Raw genomic sequence first — 25,729 nt, 5'->3', positions numbered from 1 at the left:
GGTTGACCACAACATCTAGTAGTCACATCGATGTAGTTCCCTATATATGGCACTACCATCGGTGTAAGTCGTTTACGTCAGGGGAGGGATTGAACGTGCACTGCCCGTTCTGCCGCAACCCTGACACCAAAGTGATCGACAGCCGTTCGACCGATGACGGGGGCGCCATTCGGCGTCGCCGGTCGTGCTCGGAATGCGGCAAGCGATTCACGACGCAGGAGAATGTGCTCGTGATGGTGGCCAAGCGCAGCGGGGTCACCGAGCCGTTCTCCCGGGAAAAGATCATCGCCGGTGTGCGCAGGGCCTGCCAGGGCCGTCCGGTCGACGAGGATGCGCTCGCGAAGCTGGGGCAGCGGGTCGAGGAGGCCATCAGGTCGTCCGGGTCCGCGGAAATCCCCTCGCACGAGATCGGCCTCGCGATCCTGGGGCCGCTCGGCGAACTCGACGAGGTCGCCTATCTGCGATTCGCCTCGGTCTACCGGAGCTTCGAGTCGCTGGACGACTTCGCCAAGGAGATCGAAGCACTGCGGAAGGCCGGTTCCTCGGGGGAGCCCGGCCCGTCCCGTTAGGGACGGTTCCGGAAACACATCAGCACAAGTAAAGGCGTCTCCGCGCGGGCATCGCCCGTGCGGCGGCGTGGTTGTTCCTGGACAGGGCCCGGCGGGAGGGTCCGAGAGGGGGAAGGTCATGACGGAGACGGTGAGCGGCTCGGCGGCGCGGCGCGGCAAGGGGGGCCGCAAAGGGCTGAAGATCGAGCGCATCTTCACCACGCCCGGCGTGCACCCGTACGACGAGATGCGCTGGGAACGTCGTGACGTCGTCATGACCAACTGGCGCGACGGCTCGGTCAACTTCGAGCAGCGCGGCGTCGAGTTCCCCGACTTCTGGTCGCTGAACGCCGTCAACATCGTCACGTCGAAGTACTTCCGCGGGGCGGTCGGCACGCCGCAGCGGGAGTGGAGCCTGAAGCAGCTCGTCGACCGCGTCGTCCGGATGTACGTGGACACGGGCCTCAAGGAGGGCTACTTCGCCTCCGAGGAGGACGCCGAGATCTTCGACCACGAGCTGAAGTACGCGCTGGTCCACCAGATGTTCAGCTTCAACTCGCCCGTGTGGTTCAACGTCGGCACCAGGTCCCCGCAGCAGGTCTCGGCGTGCTTCATCCTGTCCGTGGACGACACGATGGAGTCGATCCTGGACTGGTACAAGGAAGAGGGCGTGATCTTCAAGGGCGGCTCCGGCGCCGGCCTGAACCTGTCCCGCATCCGCTCCAGCCGGGAGCTGCTGTCCTCGGGCGGCACCGCCAGCGGCCCGGTGTCGTTCATGCGCGGCGCCGACGCGTCCGCCGGAACGATCAAGTCGGGCGGCGCGACCCGCCGTGCCGCCAAGATGGTCGTGCTGGACGTCGACCACCCCGACATCGGGGAGTTCATCGAGACCAAGGCGCGCGAGGAGGACAAGATCCGCGCGCTGCGGGACGCCGGGTTCGACATGGACCTCGGCGGCAAGGACATCGGCAGCGTCCAGTACCAGAACGCCAACAACTCCGTCCGGGTGTCGGACGAGTTCATGCACGCCGTGGAGTCGGACGGCGAGTTCGCGCTGCGCGCCCGGATGACCGGCGAGGTCGTCGAGACGATCAAGGCCAAGGAGCTGTTCCGGCTCATGGCCAAGGCGGCGTGGGAGTGCGCCGACCCCGGCATCCAGTACGACGACACGATCAACGACTGGCACACCAACCCCGAGACCGGGCGGATCACCGCGTCCAACCCCTGCTCGGAGTACATGAGCCTGGACAACTCGTCCTGCAACCTCGCGAGCATCAACCTGCTCAAGTTCCTCAGCCCCGAGGACGCCTTCGACGTCGCCCGGTTCACCAAGCTCACCGAGCTGATCATCACGGCGATGGACATCTCCATCACGTTCGCCGACTTCCCGACGGAGAAGATCGCGCAGACGACCCGCGACTACCGGCAGCTCGGCATCGGCTACGCCAACCTGGGCGCGCTGCTGATGGCGACCGGCCACGCCTACGACTCCGAGGGCGGACGGTCCCTCGCGGCGGCGATCACGTCGCTGATGACGGGCGTCGCCTACCGCCGCTCGGCTGAGATCGCCGGCGTCGTCGGGCCGTACGCGGGCTACGCCCGCAACGCCGAGGGCCACAAGCGCGTCATGCGCAAGCACGCCGCCGCCAACGACGGCGTCCGCACGCTGGACGCGATGGGCAAGGCGATCCACGCCGCCGCGGCCAAGCAGTGGACGGACTGCCTGAAGGCCGGCGAGAAGAACGGCTACCGCAACGCGCAGGCCAGCCTGCTCGCCCCCACCGGGACGATCGGCCTGATGATGGACTGCGACACCACCGGCATCGAGCCGGACCTCGCGCTGATGAAGTTCAAGAAGCTCGTCGGCGGCGGGTCCATGCAGATCGTCAACCACACGGTGCCGCGCGCCCTGAAGCAGCTCGGCTACCAGCAGGAGCAGATCGAGGCGATCGTCGAGTACATCTCCGAGCACGGCCACGTCGTGGACGCGCCGGGGCTGCGCCCCGAGCACTACGAGGTGTTCGACTGCGCGATGGGCGAGCGGGCGATCAGCCCGATGGGGCACGTGCGGATGATGGCGGCCGTCCAGCCGTTCCTGTCCGGTGCGATCTCCAAGACCGTCAACATGCCGGAGCAGGCCACCATCGAGGACATCGAGAAGGTGTACTTCGAGGGCTGGCGGCTCGGGCTGAAGGCCCTGGCGATCTACCGCGACAACTGCAAGGTCGGCCAGCCGCTGTCCGCCGCGGGCAAGAAGGAGGAGCCGAAGGCGGCCGCGCCCGCCGAGACGGCGCCGCGCCCCGTCCGCCGGCGGCTGCCGAAGCAGCGCCCCGCGACCGTGACCCGCTTCTCCGTGGCGGGCGCCGAGGGGTACATGACCGCCTCGTCCTACCCGGACGACGGCGTCGGCGAGGTCTTCCTCAAGCTCGGCAAGCAGGGCTCCACGCTCGCCGGCGTGATGGACGCCTTCTCCATGGCGATCTCCATCAGCCTCCAGTACGGCGTCCCGCTGGAGACGTGGGTGGAGAAGTTCACCAACATGCGGTTCGAGCCGGCGGGCATGACCGACGACCCGGACATCCGTATGGCGACCTCGGTGATGGACTACATCTTCCGCCGCCTGGCGCTGGACCACCTCCCGTACGAGGAGCGCGCCGGGCTCGGCATCTTCACCGCCGAGGAGCGCGCGATGCAGGCCAACGGCGAGGACCCCGCCGCCCTGCACGCCGAGGAGGAGGTCGACCGCGAGTCGCTGGCGCAGTCCGCCGAGATCGCCCGGCCGGCGGCGCCCGCCCCGGCCGCGGGCGGTGAGGCGCGCTCGTCCATGGAAGTGATCGAGAGCCGCCAGGGCCGCACGGCCGACGCGCCGCTCTGCCTCACCTGCGGCACCAAGATGCGCCCGGCGGGCAGCTGCTACGTCTGCGAGGGCTGCGGCTCCACCAGCGGCTGCAGCTGATCCGCAGCCGATATCGGCTGCGTAGTTCCTGGTCAGAGCGGGGTATCGGCGACAGGCCGGTACCCCGCTCTCGCTTTCGGTTGGGTTATGCGACCGTCATCGGATCGACTCCTCGCCACGCAGGGGTTCGGGCGCGGGGTCTTGACGGGTCTTCATGGTCAGGGCCAGCACGATGGTGCAGGCGGTGAAAGCCGCTCCGACGGTGAAGGCCGTGGTCGCCCCCTTGGTGAAGACGTGGTGGCCTGTTCCGTGTGCCGTGCGGGTGGCGGCGCCGAACGCGGTGACGAGGATGGCCAGCCCCAGTGCGCCGCCGATCTGCTGCATGACGTTGAGCAGGCCGGAGGCGGCGCCGGCGTCCTCCGCGCGTACCCCGGAGGTCAGCACGGTGGTGATCCCGACCAGCAGGGTGCCCATGCCGAGGCCGGCGATGAGTGTCGGGCCGAGCAGCGATCCCGCGTAGCCGTCCGACGGTGTGAGCCGGGCAAGCCAGAGAAGGCCCACGGTGATGGCCGCCGCGCCGGAGGCGGTGAGCGTCTTCGCGCCGAGGCGGGGCAGCAGCCGAGCGGAGGCGTGGGAGGAGATGAGGATCAAGACGGTCAGCGGCACGAACGCGAGGCCGGCCTTCAGCGGGTCGTAGCCGCGGATCTGCTGCAGGAACTGGGTGAGGAAGAAGAACATGCCGTTGCCCGCGGCCATGACGAACAGCAGGCCGAGGTAGCCGGTGGCCCGGTCGCGGTGGGCGAACAGCCGCAGCGGAGTGATCGGCTGCCGGGCCCGGGCCTCGATGGCGACGAACAGCGCGAGCAGGATGACGGCCGCGCCGAGCGCGCCGAGGGCGGCCGGGTCGCCGAAGTCCTGCTCGGCGGCGCGGATGAAGCCGAAGACGAGTGCGGTCATGCCCAGGGTCGAGGTCAGCGAGCCGGCGAGGTCGAAGCGTCCTGGACGGCGGTCGGTCTCGGCGATGAACAGCGGGGCCGAGACGAGCAGGACGGCGCCGACCGGCACGTTGATGAACAGGACCCAGCGCCAGGAGATCCAGTCGGTGAGCATTCCGCCGGCGATCAGGCCGAGGGCGGCGCCGGAGCCGGAAACGGCCGCGTAGGCGCCCAGTGCCCGCCCTCGCGCGGCCTGGTCGGGGAAGCCGATGGTGATCAGGGCGAGCACGGTCGGCGCGGCGACGGCGGCACCGATCCCCTGCCCGGCGCGGGCGACGAGGAGCATCCCGGCCGAGGCCGACAGCCCACCGGCCAGTGACGCGACGGTGAACACGGCGACTCCGCCGATGAGCGCCCGCCGCTGGCCGAAGATGTCGCCGATGCGTCCGCCGAGCAGGAGCAGCCCGCCGAAGGCCAGCATGTAGGCGTTCAGCACCCACGACAGATCGGCGGGGGAGAAGGCCATGTCGCGCTGGATGCGGGGCAGGGCGATGTTCACCACGCTGGTGTCGAGGATGAACATCGTCTGGCAGGTCAGCACGATCGCCAGCACGAGGCCCGGCCGGCGCCGCGATCCGGGCGGGCCGGGCACACGGGTGCCCCCCGTTGTCGGCGTGGGCAGGATCTCTTCGGTCATGACGGCTCCTCGCTGCGGCGTGGGATTAAACGAGGAAGTTCCTCGCTTCAAGTCCGGTACGATATGAGGAGGTTCCTCGTTTAGCAACCGGCGGAGGGTTCATGACGAATGGGCGGGCGACCGGGCGGGCGCCGCGCAAGGACGCGCGGCGCAACTACGACCGGCTGCTGGCGGCGGCGCGGGCGGCGTTCACCGAGCAGGGCGTCGGCGCGTCCCTGAACGACATCGCGCGCAGAGCCGGCGTCGGGAACGTCACCCTCTACCGGCACTTTCCGACCCGCCAGGCGCTTCTGGAGGCACTACTGGGCGAGAGCCTGCGAGGGCTGCGCGTGCGCTCGGACGCACTGCTCGCCGCCGCCATGCCCGGCGACGCACTGGCCAGGTGGTTCGAGGCCGCGGTGGAGCATGCGATGACCTATCGAGGCCTGGTCGAAGCCCTCGTTGAGAGCCTCGCCGATCCGGAATCGGACCTGCACGCCAGTTGCCAGGCGATGAAAGCGGGCGGGGCGCAGCTGCTGGCGCGCGCTCAGCAGGCCGGGGCCGTCCGGCCGGACGTGAACGCCTCCGCGCTGTTCTCGCTCGTCGCGGCGGTCGCCTGGGCCGTGGAACGGGCTCCTGAGGACCGTGAGCAAATCCTGGCCGTCCTGTTCGACGGACTCCGCCCCGCTACTGACCTCCTGTGAAGTGACGACGGCGCTTGAGACCGAGTTTCGCACGAGCGAACCTTTGTCCGTGGCCCCGATCCGCGAGCGGGGCCGCGACCAGGACTAGGATCGGATCATGCCTTTGTCGGTTGAGGACATCGACCGGTTCGAGCTGGCGAGGCCTCGCCTGCAGGCCATCGCCTACCGTCTCCTCGGTTCCGCGGACGAGGCCCAGGACGTCGTGCAGGAGACGTTCCTGCGCTGGCAGGCCGCCGACGTCGGCCGCGTCGAAATCCCCGAGGCCTGGCTGACGAAGGTGCTCACCAACCTGTGCCTCAACCAGCTCAGCTCCGCGCGGGCACGCCGCGAGACCTACGTGGGCCGATGGCTCCCCGAGCCGCTGCTCGCGGGGGACGTGATGCTCGGGCCCGCCGACACGGCCGAGCAGCGCGAGTCGGTGTCGTACGCGGTCCTCACCCTGATGGAGCGCCTGTCCCCCAACGAGCGGGCCGTCTATGTGCTGCGGGAGGCCTTCGACTACCCGCACCGGGAGATCGCCGAGATCCTCGACATCACCGAGGCCGCCTGCCAGCAGATCTTTCACCGTGCCAAGAAGCATGTCGCGTACGGCAGGACGCGCAGCGAGATCGACGAGGCCGCCGCCCATCGGATCGTCGAGGAGTTCCTCGCGGCCGCCGCCAGCGGCCAGACCGACGAGCTCGTACGTCTCCTCACCAAGGACGCCGTCTCCGTCGGCGACGGCGGAGGGCGGGTCCCGGCACGCACAAGGCCGTTCGAGGGAGCCGTCGCGGTCGCGAAGTTCGTCCGGGCCCTGTTCAAGCCCGACGAGGCCAAACGCGCCGTCGTCGGCGGCTCGTCCGAGATCTACGCCTGGGTCGCCAATGGCGAGCCCGCCGTCGTGGCCGTCGTGGACGGCCGGGTCGTCGCCGTCATGTGCCTGGAGGTCACAGCCGAGGGCATCACTGCCTGCCGTACTCAGGCGAACCCCGACAAGCTCGAACGCGCGACCCGGCAATGGGCGGCGGCCGACCATGGGGAGCCCCTGCTCACGGTGTGACGCAGGTCACGTTCGACTTCTGTCAGCAATCGTCGGGCCATCCGGTTCAAGTGGCGAACCCGGACCGGAGAGCAAGGGAGCCGACGATGAGAGTACTGGTGGCAGGAGCGACCGGAGCGATTGGCAAGGAACTCGTGCCTCGTCTGGTCGAAGCGGGGCACGAGGTGTTCGCCATGGTCCGCAGCGAATCCGGCAAGTCCGGGGCGGCACGGCTGGGCGCGGTACCGGTCATCGCCGACGCGCTCGATCGCTCCCAGGTCGAGGCGGCCGTGCGCGAGGCGGCCCCCGAGGTGATCGTCAACCAGTTGACCGCCATCGGGGACATCGACACCCGTCATTTCGAACGCAGCTTCGCCGCCACCAGCCGGCTGCGGATCGAGGGGAACGACAACCTGCTCGCGGCCGCGCGCGCCACCGGTGTACGGCGGTTCGTCGCCCAGAGCAACGGCGCTTTCACCTACGACCGCACCGGCGGACGGGTCAAGAGCGAGCAGGACCCCCTGGACCGCTCACCGATCGCCCCGATGGCCTCCATGATCGCCGCGGTCGAGCATCTGGAGAAGGCCGTGCTGAGCGCCGACTGGACCGAGGGGATCGTGCTGCGCTACGGCGCGTTCTACGGGCCGGGCACCTCCATGGCGCCGGGTTCCGAGCAGATGGAGATGATCCGCAAGCGCAAGTTCCCGGTCGTCGGCGACGGCGGCGGGGTCTGGTCGTTCATCCACATCGCCGACGCGGCGGAGGCCACGGTCGCGGCGGTGGAGAACGGCGGCCGCGGTGTCTACAACATCGTCGATGACGACCCCGCCCCGGTCGCCGAATGGCTGCCGGAACTGGCGGCGATGCTGGGCGCCAAGAAGCCGCTGCGCGTACCGCGGTTCATCGGACGGCTGGCCGCCGGAGAGGCCGGAGTCGTGCTCATGACCGAGCTGCGTGGCGCATCCAACGCCAAGGCCAAGCGCGAACTGGGCTGGCACCCGGCACACCCGACCTGGCGCCAGGGCCTCCAGCCTGTGGCGTGACCCTCCGAGCCTGAGAACGGGGGCGGGCATCCGCCGGCGGTTCGGTGGCCGCGGAGTCAGGGATCGGCTTCGGCCGGTCCCTTCTCGCGTGCCTCAGTTCGGTGTGCCGGTGTCGTCCGCGGGGCGCCTGGCCGGCTGGGTGGACGAGGTCCGGCGGCGCTGGGCGGGCTTGCGGCGTCCGGCGACCAGCACGTCGTCGGGATCGTCGGCGGGCTTGTCCGGTGTCTCGGACGGGTCCGGGACGGGCGCCGCGGGCGGTTTGGGGGACCGGCGCGGCTTCTTCGCGGGCTTCGTCTCGGCCTGGCGCAGGGACTCGACGAAGCTCGCCGCGTCCTCCTCGTCCTCGTCGCCCTGGCTGGGGCGGTGGAGGCGCTTCGAGGCGACCCACTGGTCGAGGGTCAGGCGGCCGCCGCCGCCCGCCGCGAACAGCAGGCTGGCCATGCCGAGCGCGAGGACCAGCTCGTAGCCGTTCTGGACGCTCTTGCCGTCCACCAGGAAAAGGCCCTGGTCGGCGTGGACGAAGACGAACGCGCCCGCCATGTCGATGAAGAGCAGGGCCCCGGTGACGGGCAGGCCGAGCCCGACGATCAGCGCCGCCCCGCCGAGGAGTTCGACGAACGCGGAGTAGACGGCCGCGGCGGTCGGCAGCGGCACGCCGAGGGCGTCGAAGGAGCGGCCGGTCGCGGTGACCCCCGCCTCGATCTTCTGCCAGCCGTGCGCCATGAAGACGATGCCCACGCCCAGCCGCGCCAGGACGGCGGCGACGTCGTACAGCGGACGAGTGCGCATGCCGGCGGCTCCTTCGGAGCGGGGGGACGGGCCCTGGTTGACGGAGAGTATGACGGCCCCGAGGCGGATCTCGCGAACATCGCAGGTGAACGGGCCGCTCAGGTTTCGTTGAAGGCGCGGACGAGGACCGCGGCGACGTTTTTGAAGCGCCACGACGATGCCGGCCTTGTCGGCTGACGCGCCCGCGCAGTAATAGGAATCGCACATGGCGGTTCTCCCGGGTGAGAACATGACCGCATGATGGGTTCTCGCCAGCTGGAGTACTTCAGGGCGGTGGCGCGTGAGCTGCACTTCACGCGTGCGGCGGAGACGCTGCAGATCGCCCAGCCCGCCCTGTCGCAGCAGATCCGAAAGCTGGAACGGCAGCTCGGCATCACGCTGTTCGAGCGCAACAACCACCGGGTCGAGCTGACGCCGGCCGGGGCGGCGCTGCTGGAGCACGCCGAGCGGATCCTGTCCGACCTCGCGGCGGTCGAGGACGAGATGCGCGGCTGGGCGGCGGGCACGCGGGGCCGGATCCGCCTCGGCGGAGCCCGCGGCCTGACGGCCCGGCTCGCGCGCCTGCTCGCGGAGTTCACCGAGGAGTTCCCGGCCGTCGAGGTCGAGTTGCGGGAGATGAACACCGAGGAGATGGTCGCGGGCCTCGGCGGCGGGAGCCTCGACGCGGCGACCGTCGTCCGGATGCCTCCCGAGGAGGCGGGGCGGCGGCTGGAGTCCCTTCCGCTCGGCGAGGAGCCGCTCGTACTGATCACTTCGGTGTCGGCGCCGCTCGCGGGCAGGTACAGGGTGCCCGTCGCCGCGCTGGACGGTGCCGAACTGGTCTGCTACTCGCCGGGCTCGGTGATCCGCGAGATCGTCCTGTCGGCCTTGGCGGCCGCCGGTGCGACGGCGCGCATCCGGTTCGAGACGCGGGAGTACGGCACGGCCAGGGTCATGGCGAGCGTGGGGCTGGCCGCGGCCGTCGTCCCCCGCTCGGTGGCCGAGGAGCCGGGCCGTCCGGTGAGCATCGTCCGCCTCGATCCCGAACCGACGTGGGCGCCGTCCCTGGCCTGGCCCGCCGGACGCCGTCCGAGCCCGGCGCTGGCCGCGTTCATCGACTTCGTCGCGCGCCGTCCGGACCTCGCCTCGATCGGACCGTGACCGCGGGACGGCCGAGCCGCCGGAGCGGCCGCCGCTCCGCGAACGCCGAGGGCTGTGGTTCACGTGTCATAAGCCAGAGATATGACGTCGAGCTCTACTAGGTCTTGGACATCTTGCCGGCATCGGCATGAGGATGGAGGCGTCCCCCAGAACGTTGACTGCTTACAGAGGAGCGCGACATGAATCGTGGCGAGCGCGGGCGGCGCGAGTACGAGGGTTTGATGGGGCACGGGCCCGAAGAGGCGCTCGGTGAGGTGCTCCGGACCTCGCCTCAGATGTTCGAAGCCGTTGTGGAGGGGGCGTTCGGCGGGGCGCTGGCCCGGCCCGAGCTGAGCCGCCGAGCGCGCGAGCTGGCCTCCGTCGCCATCATCGCGGCCATGGGCGGCGCCGAACGCCGCCTCGCCAGCCATGTGCGGGGAGCGTTGCGGCAGGGCGTCGAGCCGTCCGAACTGCTGGCCCTCTGCGAGCACATCTCGGTCTACGCGGGATTCCCTCGTGCCCTGGACGCGCTCGCCGTCGTCAACGGCGTTCTGGAAGAGCAGGGCGGGGCGAAGCCGCCGCGCACGCACCGCGTCGCGCTGGCCGACCACGAGACCGTCGTCGCGCAGAAGGGCGAGCACGGGCCGGCCGTGATCCTCTCGCATTCCCTGGGCGTGGACTGGCGCATGTGGGAGCCCGTCATGGAACGACTGGCGAACGGGCGGCGGGTCTTCGCCTACGACTTCCGCGGACACGGCGCCGCCGCCGGGGCGCCCCGCCCGTTCACCATGGACGACCTCGCCGCGGACCTGCTCGGCGTCCTCGACGCGTTCGACGTGGACCGGGCGCACGTCGTCGGCCTGTCGATGGGCGGGGGCATCGCCCAGACCGTCGCCGTCCGCGCACCCGAACGCGTCGCCTCGCTGGCCCTGCTCGCCACCACCGACCACGCCTTCGACAGTTTCGAGGCCCGAGCCCGATCCGGCGAGGCCGACGGCATGGAGGCGCAGATCGTCCCCACTCTGACGCGCTGGTTCACGCCCGCCGCGCTCGCCACCGACCCGTGGGGCGTCCGGTACGCGCGGGAGCGCATCCGGCGCTTCGACTCCGCCGACTGGGCCGCGGCCTGGCGGGCCTTCAGGGGCGTGGACGTCCAGGGCCGCCTGACCGGGGAGGACTTCCCGACCCTGGTGCTCGCGGGCGAGCTGGACGCCTCGACGACCCCGGAGATCATGTCCGGCATCGCCGGACGCGTCCCGGGCTCGACCTACCGGGAGCTTCCCGGCACACCGCACATGCAGACCCTCGAACGTCCCGACCTGGTCGCCGAAGCCCTGGACGACTTCCTCCCGGCCGACCGCTAGACCCTGCGCCCTTGAACCGTGCGCCCTTGGACCGTGCGCCCTGTCCGCCGCGCGGGGGAGCCGGACACCCCGCGCGGGGGAGCCGGTGCACGCCCGGCCGACGGCAGGCTTCCCCCATGACGGAGATATCCGGAGCAATCGGAACGAGATGGGAGGCGGCTCGGCGGCTCGGCGGGTACGGCGCCGCCGCGTCCCTGTCGCTCTACCTGGCGGTCAAGGTCGTGTGGATAGCGGCCGCGGCGCTCGGTCGCGTTCCGGCGAACTTCGGTGGTGCGGACTGGATCGTGCTCAACGCGGTGACGGTCGGCATGTCCGCGACCGGGATCGCGCTGGGGCTCGTCCTGGCGCGGGGCACGCGGTGGCGGATTCCCGGCGCGCCTCTGGTCTTCTTCACGTGGGTGGCCAGCGGCTTCCTGATACCCCTCATGCCCTACACCCTGCTCAGTGCCCTCCTGGGCGCCGGTGAGGAGGACACCGGTGGCGACGCTGCGCCGTCCTGGGAGATGGCTCTCATCGGCATCGGATTCACCGGCATGGCCCTCGGCCTTGCCGTTGCGCTCCCCATCTACATGCGGCAACGATGGCCGACCGCCTTCCTGGGACGCGTCTGCGACCGCGGCAGAACCGCTGTCCGACGCGCGCGGACGGCCGCCGTTTGCGCGGCCGTGCCGACCACCTTCTGGGCGCTCTGGTCGGCAGGCGCGGAAGTCGGTCTCGACCCCGCGCACCGTGACCTCGTCGACCTGAACGCCCGGCTCCTCCTGGGCGATTCGGCTCTCTGGGCGCTCCTCGGCGTCGGGAGCATCCTGGCCGTCAGCTCCGCACGCCCGAACATGCCCGTCTGGCTGCCGACGGCCCTCGGATTCACCGCGTCCGGCTCCCTCTTCGCCTGGGGCGGCTGGAGAGCCGCGGTCGCACTCCTTCGCCCGGGCGGCTACGCATCCGCGGAGCATCCGAGCGCGGCCGTCGCTCTCAACGGCCTCGCCGCCGCAGGAGGCCTCCTGATGCTGAGCGTCCTCCTGACGTCTCTCCGCACCCCCGAAGCACCGGCCAGCAGCGCGCACGCCGGCAAGGGGTGAGCGGGGCGCGGGGCCGTTCAGCGAGTGCGGCCCCTTGGCTTCAGAGGTGTCGCAGGCATGGCGGGCGCCGGGATGGGGGAGCCGTCGTAGCCGCGCACGGTGCCGAACCGGTCCCCTCCCATCCAGTCCTCCCGGGCGCGGGCTATCTCTTCTCCCGTCCGGGCGACGAAGTTCCACCACATGACGAGCTTCTCCTCGAACGGTTCGCCGCCCAGCAGCACGAGGCCGCTCGCACCGTCGGCCCTCAGGGGCAGCTCGCGGCGGCCGGACCCCAGGTACAGCATCGAGCCGGGGTCCACGCGCATGCCGTCGACCTCCGTCACGCCGGACATCGTGAGGACGGCGTACTCGAAGTCCGGTTCCACGGGCAGGCGCACGTCCGCGCCTGCCGCCAGGGCGATGTCCGCCCCGACGATGGGCGTGAAGACCGTGCCGGGCGACGCGGCCCCGTCCAGTTCCCCGAGGATCACGGTGGCGCTGAACCCCGGGCCGTCGACGACCGGCAGGTCGGCGTGATGCTCGAACGCCGGGTCCGTGTCCCTGTCCGAACCGGGCAGCGCCACCCAGAGCTGGGCACCGTGCAGGACAGGGCCGTGCCCGCGCGGCGACTCCTCCGAGTGCGAGATGGCCCGCCCGGACGTCATCAGCCCGAGCTCCCTCGGCCGGACGGTCCGCAGACTGCCCAGGCTGTCGCGGTGGAGCACCTCGCCGCCGTGCAGCCAGCTCACCGTCTGCAACCCGATGTGCGGATGCGGCGGCACCTGCATCCCGGGCTCGTCGGCGATGTCGTCCGGCCCGTAGTGGTCGACGAAGCACCAGGCGCCGACCATCCGGCGGCCGAGGCCGGGCAGCAGCCGCCGGACGACCGTGCTCTCGCCGAGCGGCACCCGCCGGGGCGGCAGCAGCTCATGGACCGGCCCTCCCGGGACGTCCTCCCGCCCTCCGCACTCGACCGGTTTCGGCTTGACGTCGAGATTGCTCACCCGGACCACCCTCCCCGCGACGCCGCCATTCAACAACGCCCCCGCCGTCCCCACCGAACCGACCCGCCAGAAACCGCGCCACCACACCAGTACGCGGACACGTGACCTGCCCGGACGCTCTCAGGTTCGGTGTCGTGGAGAGGCGGCACAACCGGACGCCGGGAGGGTGGGGCCGCCCCCGGGCGGGGTCACGGGGTGGGGAAGGACGGAGCCCACGGCTCGTTGCCGATCTCCAGCGTGTTGATCAGCTGGCCGATGGCCCGGTACCAGCCGGCGAGCACCAGGATTTCGAGTAGCTGAGGCTCGTCATAGTGCTCGACGAGGGCGGTCCAGGTCCCGTGGGATATACGGGCCGAGTCGTGGAGTTCGTCGGCCGCGCTCATCAGGAGGCGCTCCCTCGGTGACCAGGGGGCGCCGTCGCCGGACACCGTCGCCCGGAGCTGCTCCCCGCTGAGCCCGGCGGCCTCGCCGAACGTCGCGGCGTGGACGCCCCACTCGTACTCGCAGCCGGTGCGGGCGCAGGTCCGGTCGATGATGATCTCTCGGTCCCGGGCGGGCAGGCGGCCGTGGGCGAGCAGCCCGGCGCCGAGCACGCGCATGCGGGACGCCAGTTCGGGGTTCCGGTGCAGGACGCGGAACAGCACCAGCGGGTCGTGCGCGACGTCCGGCGGCATCCATCTGGCCAGGGCGGCGGCGATCTCGGGGGTGTACGGGGGATCGAGCGGCGCGATACGCGGCACGGCGGCCTCCAAGCTGCTTCGATTTTAGAAGCAGTCTGATGCTTCGAAAAGAGAAGCACAAGGGGGGCTTCCCGGGTTCAGCCGGGCCCTTCGTCGAGCGCCGCGGCCCACCGGTCGGACCATCGCGACAGCGGGCGGAGAGCCTCACGGGCATCGCGGCCCAGTTCGGTCAGGGCGTACAGGTTCTCGGGCGTCCGGCGGACGAGGCCCGCGTCGATCAGTTCGAGGAGCCGCTGCCGCAGAACGCTGGACGACATGCCGTCGCAGCGCTGCTGGAGGGTGCGGAAGCCGAGGGGCCGGTCCCGCAGTTCCCAGACGATGCGCAAGGTCCAGCGGCGGCCGAAGAGGTCCAGGGCCGCCATCAGCGGGCGTCCCCCGGACGAGCCGCGCACCGGCCTTCCCGGTTTCGGCATGCCCCCTCCTGTGGTGCAATCCCCGAAACCCTAGCCGCCCCAACCGCCCCGCACTCCCGCCCGCGGCGTGTACCCGGGTGCGGCCCGTTCCCGCCCGCGCCGTGTTCCCCCGGCGCGGCCTGTTCCCGGGGCTGTGGAATCCAGAGCGGTGGAATCCGGGGCGGGGGTGCGGGGTTCAGGTCTACGTGATGCACGGTGAGTACAAGGTTCCCGGCGGCAAGCTGGTCGTCGCCGACGTGGACGTCGTGGACGGGCTGCTGCGCGGCCCGAGGATCAGCGGCGACTTCTTCCTGGAGCCGGACGACGCCCTTGAAACGATCAACGCGGCCCTGGACGGGCTCGCGGCCGGGCTCGACGCCCGGGCGATCGGGGCCCGCGTCCAGGCGAGCCTTCCCCGGGACACGGTGATGCTCGGCATCACCGCCGAGGCCGTGGGGATCGCGGTGCGGCGGGCCGTCGCGCGCGCGTCGGACTGGCGCGAGCACGACTGGCGGCTCGTCCACGAGCCGCCGCAGGACCCCGCGCTGCACATGGCCCTCGACCAGGTGCTCGCCGAGGAGGTCGGCGCGGGACGGCGCCCGCCGACGCTGCGGGTGTGGGAGTGGGCGTCGCCGGCGGTGGTCATCGGCAGCTTCCAGTCGCTGCGCAACGAGGTCGACGCCGCGGAGGCCGAGCGCCACGGCGTGGACGTGGTCCGCCGGATCAGCGGCGGCGGCGCGATGTTCATCGAGCCGGGCAACACCATCACCTACTCGCTGTACGCGCCGGAGAGCCTGGTGGCGGGGATGTCCTTCGCCGAGAGCTACGCCTTCCTCGACGACTGGGTGCTGGGCGCGTTGGGCGAACTCGGGATCAGGGCCTGGTACCAGCCGCTGAACGACATCACCTCCGACCACGGCAAGATCGCCGGGGCCGCGCAGAAGCGGCTGGCCGCCGGCGCCGTGCTGCACCACGTGACCATGGCCTACGACATCGACGCCGACAAGATGCTGAAGGTGCTCCGCATCGGCCGGGAGAAGATCTCCGACAAGGGCATCGCCAGCGCGAACAAGCGCGTGGACCCGCTCCGCCGCCAGACCGGCCTGCCCCGCGAGGAGATCATCGATCGCATGATCGCCCATTTCCGCGGCCGCTACGGCCTCACCGACGACCGCGTGACCGAGGACGAACGGCGCCTCGCCGGCAAGTACGTGACCGACAAGTTCGCCACCCCCGCTTGGACCGCACGGGTTCCGTAGGGGCGCGGCACCTCTCCGCCGGGCGACTCCCATGACGCCTTCCTCTCGGTGCGGGCGCGGTCGACCTGGCCGGGGACGCTCTGCGCGGGTCGCCGCCAGCGCGGTGGGCACGCCTCCTGCGGGTGGCCAGGTCGCTCCCGCGCGGGGCCGGGGGTGCGGTTCGTCAGGCGGGTTGGGTGTGGGTGCACGGGGCCGCTTCCGGGACGGTGTGCTTCTCGGGCGCGGCGGTTCGTTCGGGGCGGGCTATGAGGCGCCAGGCTGCCAAGGCCGCGGCGGTGTAGGCGGCTCCGACCAGTGAGAACGCGAGGGTCGCGCTGGTCGTCCAGTCGGTGGACGCGCCCAGGACGGCGCCGATGACCGCGATGCCGATGAGCGTGCCTATCTGGCGGCCCGTGTTGAGGACGGAGCCCGCGACGCCGCCGTTGCCCGGGCCTGCGGCGTCGACCATGACGGCCGTCATGGCGGGGGAGACGATGCCGCCCGCGATGCCGGTCGCCGCCAGGGCCGCGGCGGTCGTCCAGTAGGGGCCGGACGGGGTGAGCGTGGCCAGTGCGAACGAGGCCGCGGCCGCCAGGAGGAGGGAGGCGGTCAGCAGGACCCCGGTCGGGACGCGCGCCGACAGGTGCGCGAAGGCCAGGTTGCTCAGCGGCAGGAAGACGGTCATCGGGAGGACCATCAGGCCCGCCCGGAGCGGGCCGGCGCCCGTGCCGTGCTGGAAGTACAGGCCGACCAGGAACAGCGTTCCGAAGAACGCGGCGTTGAACAGGAAGCCCACGGCGTTGGCGCCGGTGAAGCGCGGGCCGCGGAACAGCGCCCACGGCATCACGGTGGCGGGCGCGCGGCGTTCCCTGAAGGGCAGGAGGGCGGCGACGGCCAGTGCCGCGGCGATCGCGGTGAGGACCGGGAGGGAGGTCCAGCCGCGGTGCGGTCCTTCGATCAGCGTGAAGCTCAGGGCGCCGAGGCCGGCGGCCAGGGCGGCGTGGCCGGGGAGGGCGAGCGGCGCTGGACGGCCGGGGACGGGGGCGATGTGGCGGCGGGCCAGCGCCATGCCCGCGATCGCGAGCGGCACGTTCAGCAGGAAGATGCTGCGCCAGCCGAGCGTGCCCACCAGGAGGCCGCCGACCGTCGGGCCGAGCGCGATCGAGGAGGACACGGTCGCCGACCACAGGCCGAGCACGCGCGCGCGGCGCCGCGGGTCGGGGAACGCCTCGACCAGCAGCGCCAGCGAGCTCGGCATGAACAGCGCGGCGCCCGCGCCCTGGACGAGCCGGGCCGCGATGAGGACCTCGATCGCGGGGGCGAGCGCGGCGGCCAGCGAGGCGGCGAGGAACACCGCCATGCCCCACAGGTAGACGCGCCGGGCCCCGAGCCGCCCGGCGAGGCCGCCCGCCAGCATCAGCAGGGCCGCGAACGTCAGCACGTAGCCGTCGACGGCCCAGGTGAGGCGGCTCAGCGGGGCGTGCAGGCGCTCCTGGACGGTCGCTCCGGCGATCTGCATGACCGTGGCGTCCACGCTCGCCATCACGAAGCCCGCGGCGAGTGCGGTGATCTTCATGGCGGGGGAGCCTCCGTGTCCGGATGCCATGATCAGTCCTCTCGTGAAGCGGACGGGTGGCGTCCGCTTCGAGGGAAGCTAGCGCAATCGGACGCGAGCTGTCCACTTAAATCGGACCGGAACCGTCCGCTTGTGGCTAGAATCCGGTTATGAGCGGTACCAGGAGCGCCGTGGACCGGCTGCTGGACGACGGCACGGGCCGCCGTCCGCGGGCCGACGCCCGGCGCAACGTGGAGCGCCTCGTCGCGGCGGCGCGCGAGGCGGCCGGCGAGATCGGCGGCGAGGTCACGGCCCACGACATCGCGCGCCGCGCCGGGGTGGGCGTCGGGACGTTCTACCGGCGCGTCAGCACCCTGGAGACGCTGCTCGAAGCGGTCCTCGCCGAGGTGCTCGGCGAGATCGTGGCCAAGGGCGACGAGGGGCTCGCCGACCCCGACCCCTGGGAGGGCTTCTGCGACTTCGCGGCCTCCTACACCCGGCTGCGGAACGAACTGTGCGACATCAACTACGCGCTGGGCGGCGGCATCGACCACGCGCGCGGGGAACTGCGCGAACGCATCCGCCTTCTCGTGGAGCGGGCCCAGGGCGCCGGTGCCATGCGCGCCGACATCACGTGGCAGGACGTCGCGTTCCTGCTGGTGTCGGTCTCCACCGGTGACCACACGGTGGGCCTGCGGGCGGGTGACCAGCAGTGGGACCGCAATCTCCGGATCGTGCTCGACGGCCTGCGCACGCCCGAGCCCGCACCGCTGCCGGGGGCGCCGCCCACCGACTCGTCCGGGTGAGGCGGCGCGAGCGGAACGGAACTCCCCCGGGCCGTCGTCCGTCCTCCTCTCGATGGCGAGTCGCGGGGGTCGGGCGGCTGCCCGTAGGTTGGTGACAGTCGGTCGATGACGAGGAGCGTTCATGTCGATGCAGAAGGGCGCCAACACGGCGGTTCCGGTTCCTTCGGTGCGGGTCGAGCTTGGCTGGCAGGGCGGCCCCGGCGTGCCCGACGCGGACGCATCTGCGCTCCTGCTGGCGGAGACCGGCCGGGTCCGGTCTGACGACGACTTCGTCTTCTACAACCAGCCCGTGCACGGTTCGGGCGCTGTCAGGCACGAGGGCAAGCAGCAGGGGCCGACCGTCCGTGACGTCCTGGCGGTCGACCTGAACCGGGTCGAGCCCGCCATCGACAAGATCGTCATCGCCGCGTCCTCGGACGGTGGGACGTTCTCCAAGTTCCAGGGCCTCTACGTGCGCGTGCTGGACGCCGCGGCAGGGGCGGAGGTCGCCCGCTTCGAGAACCCGGGCGCCACCACGGAGACGGCGTTCGTGCTCGGCGAGCTCTACCGCAGGCAGGGCGCGTGGAAGTTCCGTGCCATCGGCCAGGGCTACGACTCCGGGCTCGCCGGGCTGGCCACCGACTTCGGCATCAGCGTCGACGAGCCCGGCCAGGCGGCACCTCCCGCGCCTCCGCAGCCGCAGCCGCAGGCGCCCGCGCCGCCGCAGGCCCCGCCCCCGCCCGCGCCGCAGGAGCAGTACGCGCCCCCCGGCGGCCAGTACACGCCTCCGCCGCCCCCGGGCGGCCAGTACACGCCCCCGCCGCCGCCTCCCGGCGGGCAGTACGCGCCCCCGCCCGGGCAGTACGCCCCGCAGCCCGGCCAGTACCCGCCCCCGCCCGGGCAGTACGCACCTCCGCCGCCCCCCGGCCAGTACCCGCCGCCGCCCGGCCAGTACGCGCCCCCGCCTCCCGCCGGTGCCGCGCCGCCGCAGCAGCAGGGCGGCAAGATCTCCCTGACGAAGAACGCGCCGTCGGTGTCGCTCACCAAGCACGGGGCGACGGGCGGCCACATGCGCGTCAACCTCAACTGGACGGCGCGCGAGGGCGCGGCCAAGGGGCGCCTCGGCAAGCGCCGCCGCGGGGTCGACCTCGACCTGGACCTGTGCTGCCTGTGGGAGCTGAAGGACGGCCGGAAGGGCATCATCCACGCTCTCGGCGACATGGGCGCGCTGGACCGCCCGCCGTTCATCAAGCTCGACAAGGACGACCGCACCGGCGCGATCGAGACGGGGGAGAACCTCCACATCAACCTCGACCACACGGCGGAGTTCAAGCGGATCCTGGTGTTCGCCGAGATCTACGACGGCGCTGACGACTTCCGGGGCATGGACGCGATCGCCACGCTGTTCCCGGTGGGCGCGCCGCCGATCGAGATGCACATGAACGACTGCATGGACGCCTCCCGTGACGCGGTCCTGGCGCTCATCGAGAACGTGAACGGGGAACTGGTCGTCCGCCGTGAGGGCCGGTACGTCCTGCCGCCGCCCGGCCGTCCCCGCTGGGGCAAGATGACGGTCGACCAGGCGTACGGCTGGAACCTGGAGTGGGTCGCCTCGCGCGGCAAGGACTGAGCACCCCACGGCGCGCGGTGTGCCGGAACGGGCCCGGGAACGTTGGCTGATGCTGCCGATTGTCCCGGGCCCTTGGCCGACGGTAGGAACGGTCACATGAGCACCCAGCCGCAGTACCCCGTCGTGCCTGCGCCTCGTTTCGACGTCCCGCCCGGGCAGTCGGTCGAGCGCGTCCGGACTTTCGCCGACACGATGACGCTGCGCCGCACCGTCCGTGACTTCTCCGACCGTCCGGTGCCGCGCGCCGTCATCGAGCACGCGGTCCGGGCCGCGGCGACGGCGCCCAGTGGGGCCAACCTGCAGCCGTGGCGTTTCGTGGTGGTGACCGACCCGGAGCGCAAGAGGCGCCTCAGGGAAGCCGCCGAGCAGGAGGAGCGGGAGTTCTACGAGAAGCGCGCTTCACAGGAATGGCTGGAAGCGCTGGCTCCGCTCGGTACCGACTGGCGCAAGCCGTTCCTTGAGGACGCCCCTGCGGTCATCATCGTCTTCGAAGTGCACAAGGGACCTGAGACGCCGCGTCCGTACTACGTAAAGGAGTCCGTCGGCATCGCCGTGGGGTTCCTGTTGGCCGGGCTCCACCAGGCGGGGTTGGCGACCCTTACGCACACCCCGAGCCCCATGCGCTTCCTGAACGAGGTCTGCGACCGTCCACGGGAAGAACGCGCCTACGTCGTCATCCCCGTCGGCTACCCGGCGGACGACGCGATGGTGCCCGACATCACCCGCAAGCAGGTGGACGAGGTCGTCGTCTGGACGTGACGGGAGCGCGCCTTGCTCACGCCGCCTTCAGATGCTCGGCCAGCTTCTTGTCCCGGGCCACCCTGACGAGCGCCGCGGTGAGCCGGGCCAGGTCCTTCTCCGGCACCTGTGAGGCGAGCTTCTCGGTGTCACTGGTCAGGCCGAGGCGTTCGGCGCCCTTCTTCACCTGGTCGTCGACGTAGGGGCGGAGCCACGGCCAGATGGCCTGCGCCTCGCGGCAGAAGATGTCCACGCCGGTGGGGCCGATGCCGGGGAACTCCCGCAGCAGCTTCGCGGCCTTCTCAGGGTCGCGTCCGGCTTCGATGGCGAGCCGCCTGAGGTCCCCCTTGTACCGGTCCTCGACGATCTCCGCCATGTCGCCCAGCCGGGACGCGGTGCTCTCGTCGTAGCGGACGTAGTGGCCCCGGCCGAGCGCGTCGACGCGTTCCTGTCAGGTGAGCCTGCCCATGCCGCGTGCCGTGCCGCCCCCCGCGTCGAACAGTTCGCGGGCGGCGGCGAGGGCGATGTCCGAGGAGATGCGGGCGCTCAGCAGGTTGGCCAGGACGAGCAGCTTGAACAGCGCGGCCGGCTGGTCCTTCAGGGTTATGCCTGCTTCTTCGGCGAACGTCCCGCCGGATTCCCGCAGCAGCCTCTTGACGACGGCATCCATGGCATCCACCTCCCGTGTCTGCCGCTCTACCCGAGCCGTCAGGGATGACTCATGCACGCGCGCGGGAGGGTCACAGCAGGCTGAGTTGTCCTTCACCGGCGAGCGGGTCGCGGTGCTTCTTCATGTGCCGCCAGCGTGGGAGGTCGTCCAGGTACGACCACGACAGCCTGTGGTGCGGCGTAGGCCCGTGCTCCTCCAAGGCCCTCTGATGGACGGGGGAGGGGTACCCCGCGCTGTCGGCGAACCCGTAGCCGGGGAACTCGCCGTCCAGATCTGCCATGAGCCGGTCCCGATGGACCTTCGCCAAGACGGACGCGGCCGCGACGGTGACCGACCTTTGGTCGGCCTTAATTTCGCACCGGACGCGCCAGGGGCGGCTGAGGAAATCGTGCTTGCCGTCGAGGATGACCACATCGGGTTGGACAGGTAGCGATTCCAGCGCGCGGATGGCGGCGCGCCTCAGCGCGACGGTCATGCCCAGCTCGTCGATCTCTTCCGGGCTGGACGCGCCGATGGCGTGCCCGGCCAACCAGTCAGGAAGGATTTCTGCGAACGCCTCGCGATGCGCATGCGTGAGGAGCTTGGAATCGGTCAGCGCGACCGTCTTCTTCCCGCGTCCAGGCAGGACCGGTGGCGGGCCGAAGTCCGTCACCGCCGCGCACACCACGACGGGCCCCGCCCACGCTCCTCGGCCGACCTCGTCCACTCCCGCGATCACGACCGGGCGGCCGCTTCCGGACGGCGCGGCCCGCAGTTCCTCCTCGATCTCGTAGCCCGCGGCACGCAGCACGCTCGGGGCGGCGGCGGGCGAGGGGACCAGCCCGGGTAGCGCACCGGTGGGGTCGGTCAAGGGGTCTCCTTAAAGCGGGAACGGCCTGCGGCACCGATCGTAGGGGCGCGCCGTCCCGCGCGCTCGGAACCGGAAGCAGAGCGGAACCTTCACTTCTGGACAGGACGAATGTCCAGCTCCCAGGTGCGGGTCGGGCTCCGTTCCGCACCAGGCAGGGGTCGATGTAAGTCAACGAACAGGGCGCGGGTAGTCCCGTTCCGGGCGGTCCTGCGCTTTACTCGCTCTTGATGGCTTTGTTCGGCAGGTCCCGCTCCCGCCCGGCGAAGAACGCCGCGGCGCGGGATCTTTTCGAGCGCCTGCGATGGCGCTACTTCCAGGTCGCTCCCGGGCTGAGGTTTCTGGGGGCGGTCCTGCTCATCGCGCTTGTGCTGGTGGCGACGGTCCTTCTGGACGGGCCGATCCTCGGGGCGGCCGCGTTCACGGTGATTCTGCTGGTCGTCGTCCATCTGACACTGCGCTCGCCCACGGGCATGGCCGTCGTCGCGGTCATCCTGGCGTGGTTGGCCCTATCGGTGCCCTTGGGCAGGCTCTACCCGGACGAAGGAAACCCGCTTTATCTGAACCCGTCGCTGCTGCTCGCCCTGCTCGCCGTGCCCGTCGCATTCGTCGCCTTCCGTTTGCGTGGATACGCGCCGTGGCGCACGACGCTCCTGGGGCTGGCCGCCGCGGGTGTGGCGACCGCGGCGTGCGCCCACCCGCTGCCGGAGACAAGCGTGACGCCGGGCTGGCTGGCGGCGCTGGCCGTTCTCGCCTACCGCTGGGACCGGGCTAGACGGGCCGTTCCGGCGGAGGCTTACGAGACGGGTTGGGTGCAGGAGCAGGCGAGCCCGAAGGGGGACGCCATGACAGGGCCGCGCAAGAACTCCTCCGGCCCGGAGAAGCGGGAGCGGACGGACAAGCCGAGCAGGCCCGACCGGCGTGGTTCCGGAGAGGACGGAGTCGCCGGCACCCCCGCGCAGGCCGCGCACGACCAGCGCGCCGCGGCGCAGGCCGCCGACTCCGGTGCCGTCCCCGAGCGCAAGGTGCCGCCCGAGCGCCGCGCGGAGTCGCCCGACATCTCCGTGGCGGACGCGCTCGCGGAACTCGAGAACATGATCGGGCTGGAGCCGGTCAAGCGGCAGGTCCGCTCCATCGCCGCGTCCATCGAGGCGGCGCACATGCGCGCCGCCGCCGGGGTGCCCACCGAGAAGCCCATGCGGCACTTCGTCTTCGTGGGGCCGTCCGGCACGGGCAAGACCACCGTCGCCCGCGTCCTGGCCAAGATCTTCTACGCGTTCGGGCTGCTGCCCGAGCCCGCCCTGGTCGAGGCTCACCGCGCGGACCTCGTCGGTGAGTTCCTGGGGGCGACCGCCATCAAGACCAACCGGCTCGTCGACTCGGCTCTGGGCGGGGTCCTGTTCGTCGACGAGGCGTACAGCCTGGTCAACTCCGCGGAAGGGCAGCCCGACCGGTTCGGCGATGAGGCGGTCCAGACCTTGCTCAAGCGAGCCGAGGACGACCGCGACAACCTTGTCATCATCCTGGCGGGGTATGAGACCCAGATGGCGGAGTTCCTCGACTCCAACCCTGGGCTGGCCTCCCGCTTCGGCACGCGCGTTCTTTTCCCGTCCTACCGCTCCTCGGAGCTGCTGCAGATCGCCGACTTCCACACCGCCCTGCGCGAGGACCGGCTCGACGCCGACGCACGCCGCCGGCTCGCCGCCCGCTTCGAGGAGGTCGAACGGCGCGGGATCGTCGACGACCTGGGCAACGGCCGGTTCGTCAGGTCGCTCGCCGAGGCGGCGGCGCGCGCGCGGGACGTGCGCGTGGTCGAGGCCGTCTCGTCGTCGGGCGCGCCGGCCAGGCCCACCGCCGACGACCTGGTCACCGTGCGCGCCGAGGACGTGGAGACCGCCTTCGCCGAGGTCACCGAGCGGTTCCGCGGCTACGCCGAGACCCCGACCCTGGACGAGGCGCTCGGCTCCCTCGACGCGATGATCGGGCTGGAGCCGGTGAAGCGGCAGGTCCGCGAGATCGCCGCCCAGTTGCAGGTGGCCCGGATGCGGCAGGAGCAGGGCCTGGTCACCCGTCCGCCGACCCGGCACTTCGTGTTCACGGGCCCGCCGGGCACCGGCAAGACCACCGTCGCGCGGGTCCTCGGCCGCGTCTTCGCCGCGTTCGGGCTCCTCGCCCGCCCGGAGGTCGTCGAGGCCCAGCGGGCCGACCTCGTCGGCGAGCACCTCGGCGCGACGGCGCTGAAGACGAACAAGGTGGTCGACTCCGCCCTCGGGGGCGTCCTTTTCGTCGACGAGGCGTACGCGCTGAGTAACTCCGGCTACTCGGGCGGTGACGCGTTCGGGGCGGAGGCGGTCCAGACGCTGCTCAAGCGGGCCGAGGACGACCGCGACCGCCTCGTCGTCATCCTGGCCGGATACGACGCCGACATGACCCGGTTCCTGGCCTCCAACCCTGGGCTCGCCTCCAGGTTCGACCTGCGCGTGGACTTCCCGTCCTACGGGCCTGACGAACTGCTCCGCATCGCCCAGCTCATGGCCGAGCAAGGCGGCGACCAGTGGGAGGAGCGCGCCCTGGACGATCTGGCCCTCGTGTTCCAGCGCGCATGCGGAACGGGCCGGATCGACGAGCTGGGCAATGGTCGCTTCGCCCGCTCCATGTACGAGAAGGCGTGCGCGTGCCGGGCGCTTCGTGCGGCCCGGCTCGGCTCCGCCGCGACCGCCGCCGACCTGACGCTCCTCACCACCGACGACGTCCGGGACGCCTTCGCGGAGCTGTCCCACCGCCTCGCCTGAGCCGCCTCTGGGGGCCTCTCCCGTACTGTCGGCGGGCTGCGATGTAATCGGGGCATGGCCTCGGTGACGTGGAAGCAGGTCCTCGCCTGGCGGATGCGGCGGCAGTTCGTCGAGCAGGCGGGGGACCTGCCGGCCCCGGAGATCGCCCGGCGGCTGGCGGGCGTGCAGGCGCAGGTGGCGTCCGCCGCCGAGTTCGCCGTCGCGGTACGCCGGCGGACGCCGGTCTCCGGCGAGGTGGCACGGGCCCTGCTGGACGATCGGACGCTCGTGAAGACGTGGGCCGCGCGCGGCACACTGCATCTCCTGCCCGCCGACGAGGCCGCGGCCCATCTCGTGCTGTGCTCGTCCATCCGCAACTGGGAGAAGGCGGCCTGGCAGCGGACCTTCGGAGCCACGCCGGCCGACCTGGAGGCGATCGCCGCTGCCGCCGCCGGCGCGTTGTCGGACGGGGCGGCGCTCACCCGCGAGGAGCTCACCCGCGCCGTCGTGGACGAGACGGGCTCAGGGCATCTCGCCGAGGTGCTCGGATCCGGCTGGGGCACGCTGCTCAAGCCGCTGGCATGGTGGGGTGTGCTCTGTTACGGGCCGCCCCAGGGCACCAAGGTCACCTTCACCTCTCCGGCGCGCTGGCTTCCGGGCTGGGCGGGCATGCCCTCCATGGAGGAGGCCGCCCGTACCGTCATCCACGCCTATCTGGGCGCCCACGGGCCTGCGACCCCCGACATGTTCGACAACTGGCTGATGCGTAAGCAGAGCCGGAAGAAGGACGTCAGGACGTGGTTCGCCGCCGCTGAGGACGGGGTGTCCGCTGTCGAGGTCGAAGGCGTGTCCATGTATGTCCTTGACGAGCACAAGGACGAGCTCCTCGACACCGCACCCAGCACGTCCGTGCGGCTACTCGGTGGGTTCGACCAGTACATCCTGGGTGCCGGGACAGGCTCGACCTATCTGGTGCCGGCCGAGCACAAGAGCCAGGTGAGCCGAGCGGCCGGATGGATTTCTCCGGTCGTCCTGCACGAGGGGCGGGTCGCCGGTGTGTGGGAATCCGCGGATGGCGAAGTGACCGTGACCCCGTTCGAGGACATCCCCGCTACGCCGCTCAAGGAGGAGCTGGACCGTCTGGCGCCGTTGCTGGGCTGACCCGCGTCCCGCCTGACGCGGGACGACCGGGCCCCGCTGCCGTCCGGT

23 protein-coding genes are annotated in these 25,729 nt (G+C 71.4%); 14 read left to right on the top strand and 9 right to left on the bottom strand.

The genetic code is table 11. The features are described from left to right. Nucleotides 1-95 precede the first annotated feature (95 nt). Both nrdR and BKA00_RS17775 read left to right on the top strand, forming a co-directional pair. Nucleotides 96-569 (top strand): transcriptional regulator NrdR, encoded by a 474-nt coding sequence (gene nrdR, locus BKA00_RS17780; protein WP_141583086.1) that lies wholly within the window; start codon nt 96-98, stop codon nt 567-569. Between the two features lie 118 nt (nt 570-687). After that, nucleotides 688-3,504 (top strand): vitamin B12-dependent ribonucleotide reductase, encoded by a 2,817-nt coding sequence (locus BKA00_RS17775; protein WP_185026431.1) that lies wholly within the window; start codon nt 688-690, stop codon nt 3,502-3,504. Between the two features lie 96 nt (nt 3,505-3,600). Here BKA00_RS17775 and BKA00_RS17770 read toward each other — a convergent pair whose 3' ends face one another. Continuing rightward, nucleotides 3,601-5,076, bottom strand: a complete 1,476-nt coding sequence (locus tag BKA00_RS17770; RefSeq protein WP_185026429.1) for an MFS transporter — start codon at nt 5,074-5,076, stop codon at nt 3,601-3,603. Between the two features lie 101 nt (nt 5,077-5,177). Here BKA00_RS17770 and BKA00_RS17765 point away from each other — a divergent pair, with 101 nt between their 5' ends. The 3 genes from BKA00_RS17765 (at nt 5,178) to BKA00_RS17755 (ending at nt 7,820) form a co-directional block, all read left to right on the top strand. Continuing rightward, nucleotides 5,178-5,759 (top strand): TetR/AcrR family transcriptional regulator, encoded by a 582-nt coding sequence (locus BKA00_RS17765; protein ID WP_185026427.1) that lies wholly within the window; start codon nt 5,178-5,180, stop codon nt 5,757-5,759. Nucleotides 5,760-5,856: 97 nt separating this feature from the next. After that, the gene (locus BKA00_RS17760; RefSeq protein ID WP_185026425.1) at nt 5,857-6,798 is read left to right on the top strand and encodes an RNA polymerase sigma-70 factor; all 942 of its coding nucleotides are present in this window, start codon (nt 5,857-5,859) and stop codon (nt 6,796-6,798) included. After that, complete coding sequence (locus tag BKA00_RS17755) at nt 6,795-7,820, top strand: NAD-dependent epimerase/dehydratase family protein (RefSeq protein WP_338072146.1); 1,026 nt, start codon at nt 6,795-6,797, stop codon at nt 7,818-7,820. The genes BKA00_RS17760 and BKA00_RS17755 overlap by 4 nt, the downstream gene beginning before the upstream one ends. Before the next feature lie 93 nt (nt 7,821-7,913). Here BKA00_RS17755 and BKA00_RS17750 read toward each other — a convergent pair whose 3' ends face one another. Continuing rightward, nucleotides 7,914-8,609 (bottom strand): DoxX family protein, encoded by a 696-nt coding sequence (locus BKA00_RS17750; RefSeq protein ID WP_185026423.1) that lies wholly within the window; start codon nt 8,607-8,609, stop codon nt 7,914-7,916. 237 nt (nt 8,610-8,846) lie between these two features. Between BKA00_RS17750 and BKA00_RS17745 the strand changes: the two genes are divergently transcribed. The 3 genes from BKA00_RS17745 (at nt 8,847) to BKA00_RS17735 (ending at nt 12,171) form a co-directional block, all read left to right on the top strand. Next, entirely contained in the window at nt 8,847-9,749 is a 903-nt protein-coding gene (locus BKA00_RS17745; protein ID WP_185026421.1) for a LysR family transcriptional regulator, read from the top strand. 179 nt (nt 9,750-9,928) lie between these two features. Beyond that, nucleotides 9,929-11,092: an alpha/beta hydrolase gene (locus BKA00_RS17740; protein WP_185026419.1), complete on the top strand. Its 1,164-nt coding sequence runs from the start codon at nt 9,929-9,931 to the stop codon at nt 11,090-11,092. A gap of 116 nt (nt 11,093-11,208) precedes the next feature. After that, entirely contained in the window at nt 11,209-12,171 is a 963-nt protein-coding gene (locus tag BKA00_RS17735) for a hypothetical protein (protein WP_185026417.1), read from the top strand. A 17-nt stretch (nt 12,172-12,188) separates the two neighbouring features. Here the strand turns inward: BKA00_RS17735 and BKA00_RS17730 are convergent, their stop codons facing one another. The 3 genes from BKA00_RS17730 to BKA00_RS17720 form a co-directional block, all read right to left on the bottom strand. After that, nucleotides 12,189-13,154 (bottom strand): pirin family protein, encoded by a 966-nt coding sequence (locus BKA00_RS17730; RefSeq protein ID WP_185026415.1) that lies wholly within the window; start codon nt 13,152-13,154, stop codon nt 12,189-12,191. Nucleotides 13,155-13,342: 188 nt separating this feature from the next. Then, a complete protein-coding gene (locus BKA00_RS17725) occupies nt 13,343-13,894 on the bottom strand; it encodes a carboxymuconolactone decarboxylase family protein (RefSeq protein ID WP_185026413.1) in 552 nt (183 codons plus the stop codon). Between the two features lie 77 nt (nt 13,895-13,971). Continuing rightward, entirely contained in the window at nt 13,972-14,307 is a 336-nt protein-coding gene (locus BKA00_RS17720; protein ID WP_230298695.1) for a winged helix-turn-helix transcriptional regulator, read from the bottom strand. A 188-nt stretch (nt 14,308-14,495) separates the two neighbouring features. Between BKA00_RS17720 and BKA00_RS17715 the strand changes: the two genes are divergently transcribed. Next, nucleotides 14,496-15,545 carry a lipoate-protein ligase LplAB gene (locus BKA00_RS17715; RefSeq protein WP_185026411.1) on the top strand — a complete coding sequence of 350 codons (1,050 nt, stop codon included), beginning with the start codon at nt 14,496-14,498 and terminating at the stop codon, nt 15,543-15,545. A gap of 163 nt (nt 15,546-15,708) precedes the next feature. On the opposite strand, the gene BKA00_RS17710 is transcribed toward BKA00_RS17715, so the two are convergent. Continuing rightward, entirely contained in the window at nt 15,709-17,130 is a 1,422-nt protein-coding gene (locus tag BKA00_RS17710) for an MFS transporter (protein WP_185026409.1), read from the bottom strand. Nucleotides 17,131-17,249: 119 nt separating this feature from the next. On the opposite strand from BKA00_RS17710, the gene BKA00_RS17705 reads away from it, so the two are divergent. The 3 genes from BKA00_RS17705 to BKA00_RS17695 all read left to right on the top strand — a co-directional run bounded on the left by BKA00_RS17705 (nt 17,250) and on the right by BKA00_RS17695 (nt 20,253). After that, nucleotides 17,250-17,885 (top strand): TetR/AcrR family transcriptional regulator, encoded by a 636-nt coding sequence (locus BKA00_RS17705; protein ID WP_185026407.1) that lies wholly within the window; start codon nt 17,250-17,252, stop codon nt 17,883-17,885. Nucleotides 17,886-18,006: 121 nt separating this feature from the next. Next, the gene (locus BKA00_RS17700; RefSeq protein ID WP_185026405.1) at nt 18,007-19,494 is read left to right on the top strand and encodes a TerD family protein; all 1,488 of its coding nucleotides are present in this window, start codon (nt 18,007-18,009) and stop codon (nt 19,492-19,494) included. A gap of 96 nt (nt 19,495-19,590) precedes the next feature. Then, nucleotides 19,591-20,253, top strand: coding sequence for a nitroreductase family protein (locus tag BKA00_RS17695; protein ID WP_185026403.1), 663 nt, complete (start codon nt 19,591-19,593; stop codon nt 20,251-20,253). A 16-nt stretch (nt 20,254-20,269) separates the two neighbouring features. On the opposite strand, the gene BKA00_RS40485 is transcribed toward BKA00_RS17695, so the two are convergent. The 3 genes from BKA00_RS40485 to BKA00_RS17685 all read right to left on the bottom strand — a co-directional run bounded on the left by BKA00_RS40485 (nt 20,270) and on the right by BKA00_RS17685 (nt 21,692). Further along, nucleotides 20,270-20,608: a hypothetical protein gene (locus BKA00_RS40485; RefSeq protein ID WP_338072145.1), complete on the bottom strand. Its 339-nt coding sequence runs from the start codon at nt 20,606-20,608 to the stop codon at nt 20,270-20,272. Nucleotides 20,609-20,683: 75 nt separating this feature from the next. After that, nucleotides 20,684-20,902, bottom strand: a complete 219-nt coding sequence (locus BKA00_RS40480; RefSeq protein ID WP_338072144.1) for a hypothetical protein — start codon at nt 20,900-20,902, stop codon at nt 20,684-20,686. Nucleotides 20,903-20,972: 70 nt separating this feature from the next. After that, nucleotides 20,973-21,692, bottom strand: a complete 720-nt coding sequence (locus BKA00_RS17685; RefSeq protein WP_185034393.1) for a ribonuclease HII — start codon at nt 21,690-21,692, stop codon at nt 20,973-20,975. Between the two features lie 287 nt (nt 21,693-21,979). Here BKA00_RS17685 and BKA00_RS17680 point away from each other — a divergent pair, with 287 nt between their 5' ends. Next, complete coding sequence (locus tag BKA00_RS17680; RefSeq protein ID WP_185026401.1) at nt 21,980-24,541, top strand: AAA family ATPase; 2,562 nt, start codon at nt 21,980-21,982, stop codon at nt 24,539-24,541. Nucleotides 24,542-24,595: 54 nt separating this feature from the next. Beyond that, on the top strand, nt 24,596-25,681 hold the full coding sequence (locus tag BKA00_RS17675) for a winged helix DNA-binding domain-containing protein (protein WP_185026399.1): 1,086 nt from the start codon (nt 24,596-24,598) through the stop codon (nt 25,679-25,681). The last annotated feature ends 48 nt before the right edge of the window (nt 25,682-25,729 follow it).

The organism is Actinomadura coerulea (genome assembly GCF_014208105.1).
Taxonomy (GTDB): domain Bacteria; phylum Actinomycetota; class Actinomycetes; order Streptosporangiales; family Streptosporangiaceae; genus Spirillospora; species Spirillospora coerulea.
Note: the sequence above shows the minus strand (reverse complement) of the source record. Positions and strands in the feature narration are given on the sequence as shown.

Coding starts and splice junctions, on each gene's coding strand:
- BKA00_RS17775 (WP_185026431.1), top strand. CDS start 688: ATGACGGAGACGGTGAGCGGCTCGGCGGCGCGGCGCGGCAAGGGGGGC.
- BKA00_RS17770 (WP_185026429.1), bottom strand. CDS start 5,076: ATGACCGAAGAGATCCTGCCCACGCCGACAACGGGGGGCACCCGTGTG.
- BKA00_RS17765 (WP_185026427.1), top strand. CDS start 5,178: ATGACGAATGGGCGGGCGACCGGGCGGGCGCCGCGCAAGGACGCGCGG.
- BKA00_RS17760 (WP_185026425.1), top strand. CDS start 5,857: ATGCCTTTGTCGGTTGAGGACATCGACCGGTTCGAGCTGGCGAGGCCT.
- BKA00_RS17750 (WP_185026423.1), bottom strand. CDS start 8,609: ATGCGCACTCGTCCGCTGTACGACGTCGCCGCCGTCCTGGCGCGGCTG.
- BKA00_RS17745 (WP_185026421.1), top strand. CDS start 8,847: ATGATGGGTTCTCGCCAGCTGGAGTACTTCAGGGCGGTGGCGCGTGAG.
- BKA00_RS17740 (WP_185026419.1), top strand. CDS start 9,929: ATGAATCGTGGCGAGCGCGGGCGGCGCGAGTACGAGGGTTTGATGGGG.
- BKA00_RS17735 (WP_185026417.1), top strand. CDS start 11,209: ATGACGGAGATATCCGGAGCAATCGGAACGAGATGGGAGGCGGCTCGG.
- BKA00_RS17720 (WP_230298695.1), bottom strand. CDS start 14,307: ATGCCGAAACCGGGAAGGCCGGTGCGCGGCTCGTCCGGGGGACGCCCG.
- BKA00_RS17715 (WP_185026411.1), top strand. CDS start 14,496: ATGCACGGTGAGTACAAGGTTCCCGGCGGCAAGCTGGTCGTCGCCGAC.
- BKA00_RS17710 (WP_185026409.1), bottom strand. CDS start 17,130: ATGGCATCCGGACACGGAGGCTCCCCCGCCATGAAGATCACCGCACTC.
- BKA00_RS17705 (WP_185026407.1), top strand. CDS start 17,250: ATGAGCGGTACCAGGAGCGCCGTGGACCGGCTGCTGGACGACGGCACG.
- BKA00_RS17700 (WP_185026405.1), top strand. CDS start 18,007: ATGTCGATGCAGAAGGGCGCCAACACGGCGGTTCCGGTTCCTTCGGTG.
- BKA00_RS17695 (WP_185026403.1), top strand. CDS start 19,591: ATGAGCACCCAGCCGCAGTACCCCGTCGTGCCTGCGCCTCGTTTCGAC.
- BKA00_RS40485 (WP_338072145.1), bottom strand. CDS start 20,608: ATGGCGGAGATCGTCGAGGACCGGTACAAGGGGGACCTCAGGCGGCTC.
- BKA00_RS40480 (WP_338072144.1), bottom strand. CDS start 20,902: ATGGATGCCGTCGTCAAGAGGCTGCTGCGGGAATCCGGCGGGACGTTC.
- BKA00_RS17680 (WP_185026401.1), top strand. CDS start 21,980: ATGGCTTTGTTCGGCAGGTCCCGCTCCCGCCCGGCGAAGAACGCCGCG.
- BKA00_RS17675 (WP_185026399.1), top strand. CDS start 24,596: ATGGCCTCGGTGACGTGGAAGCAGGTCCTCGCCTGGCGGATGCGGCGG.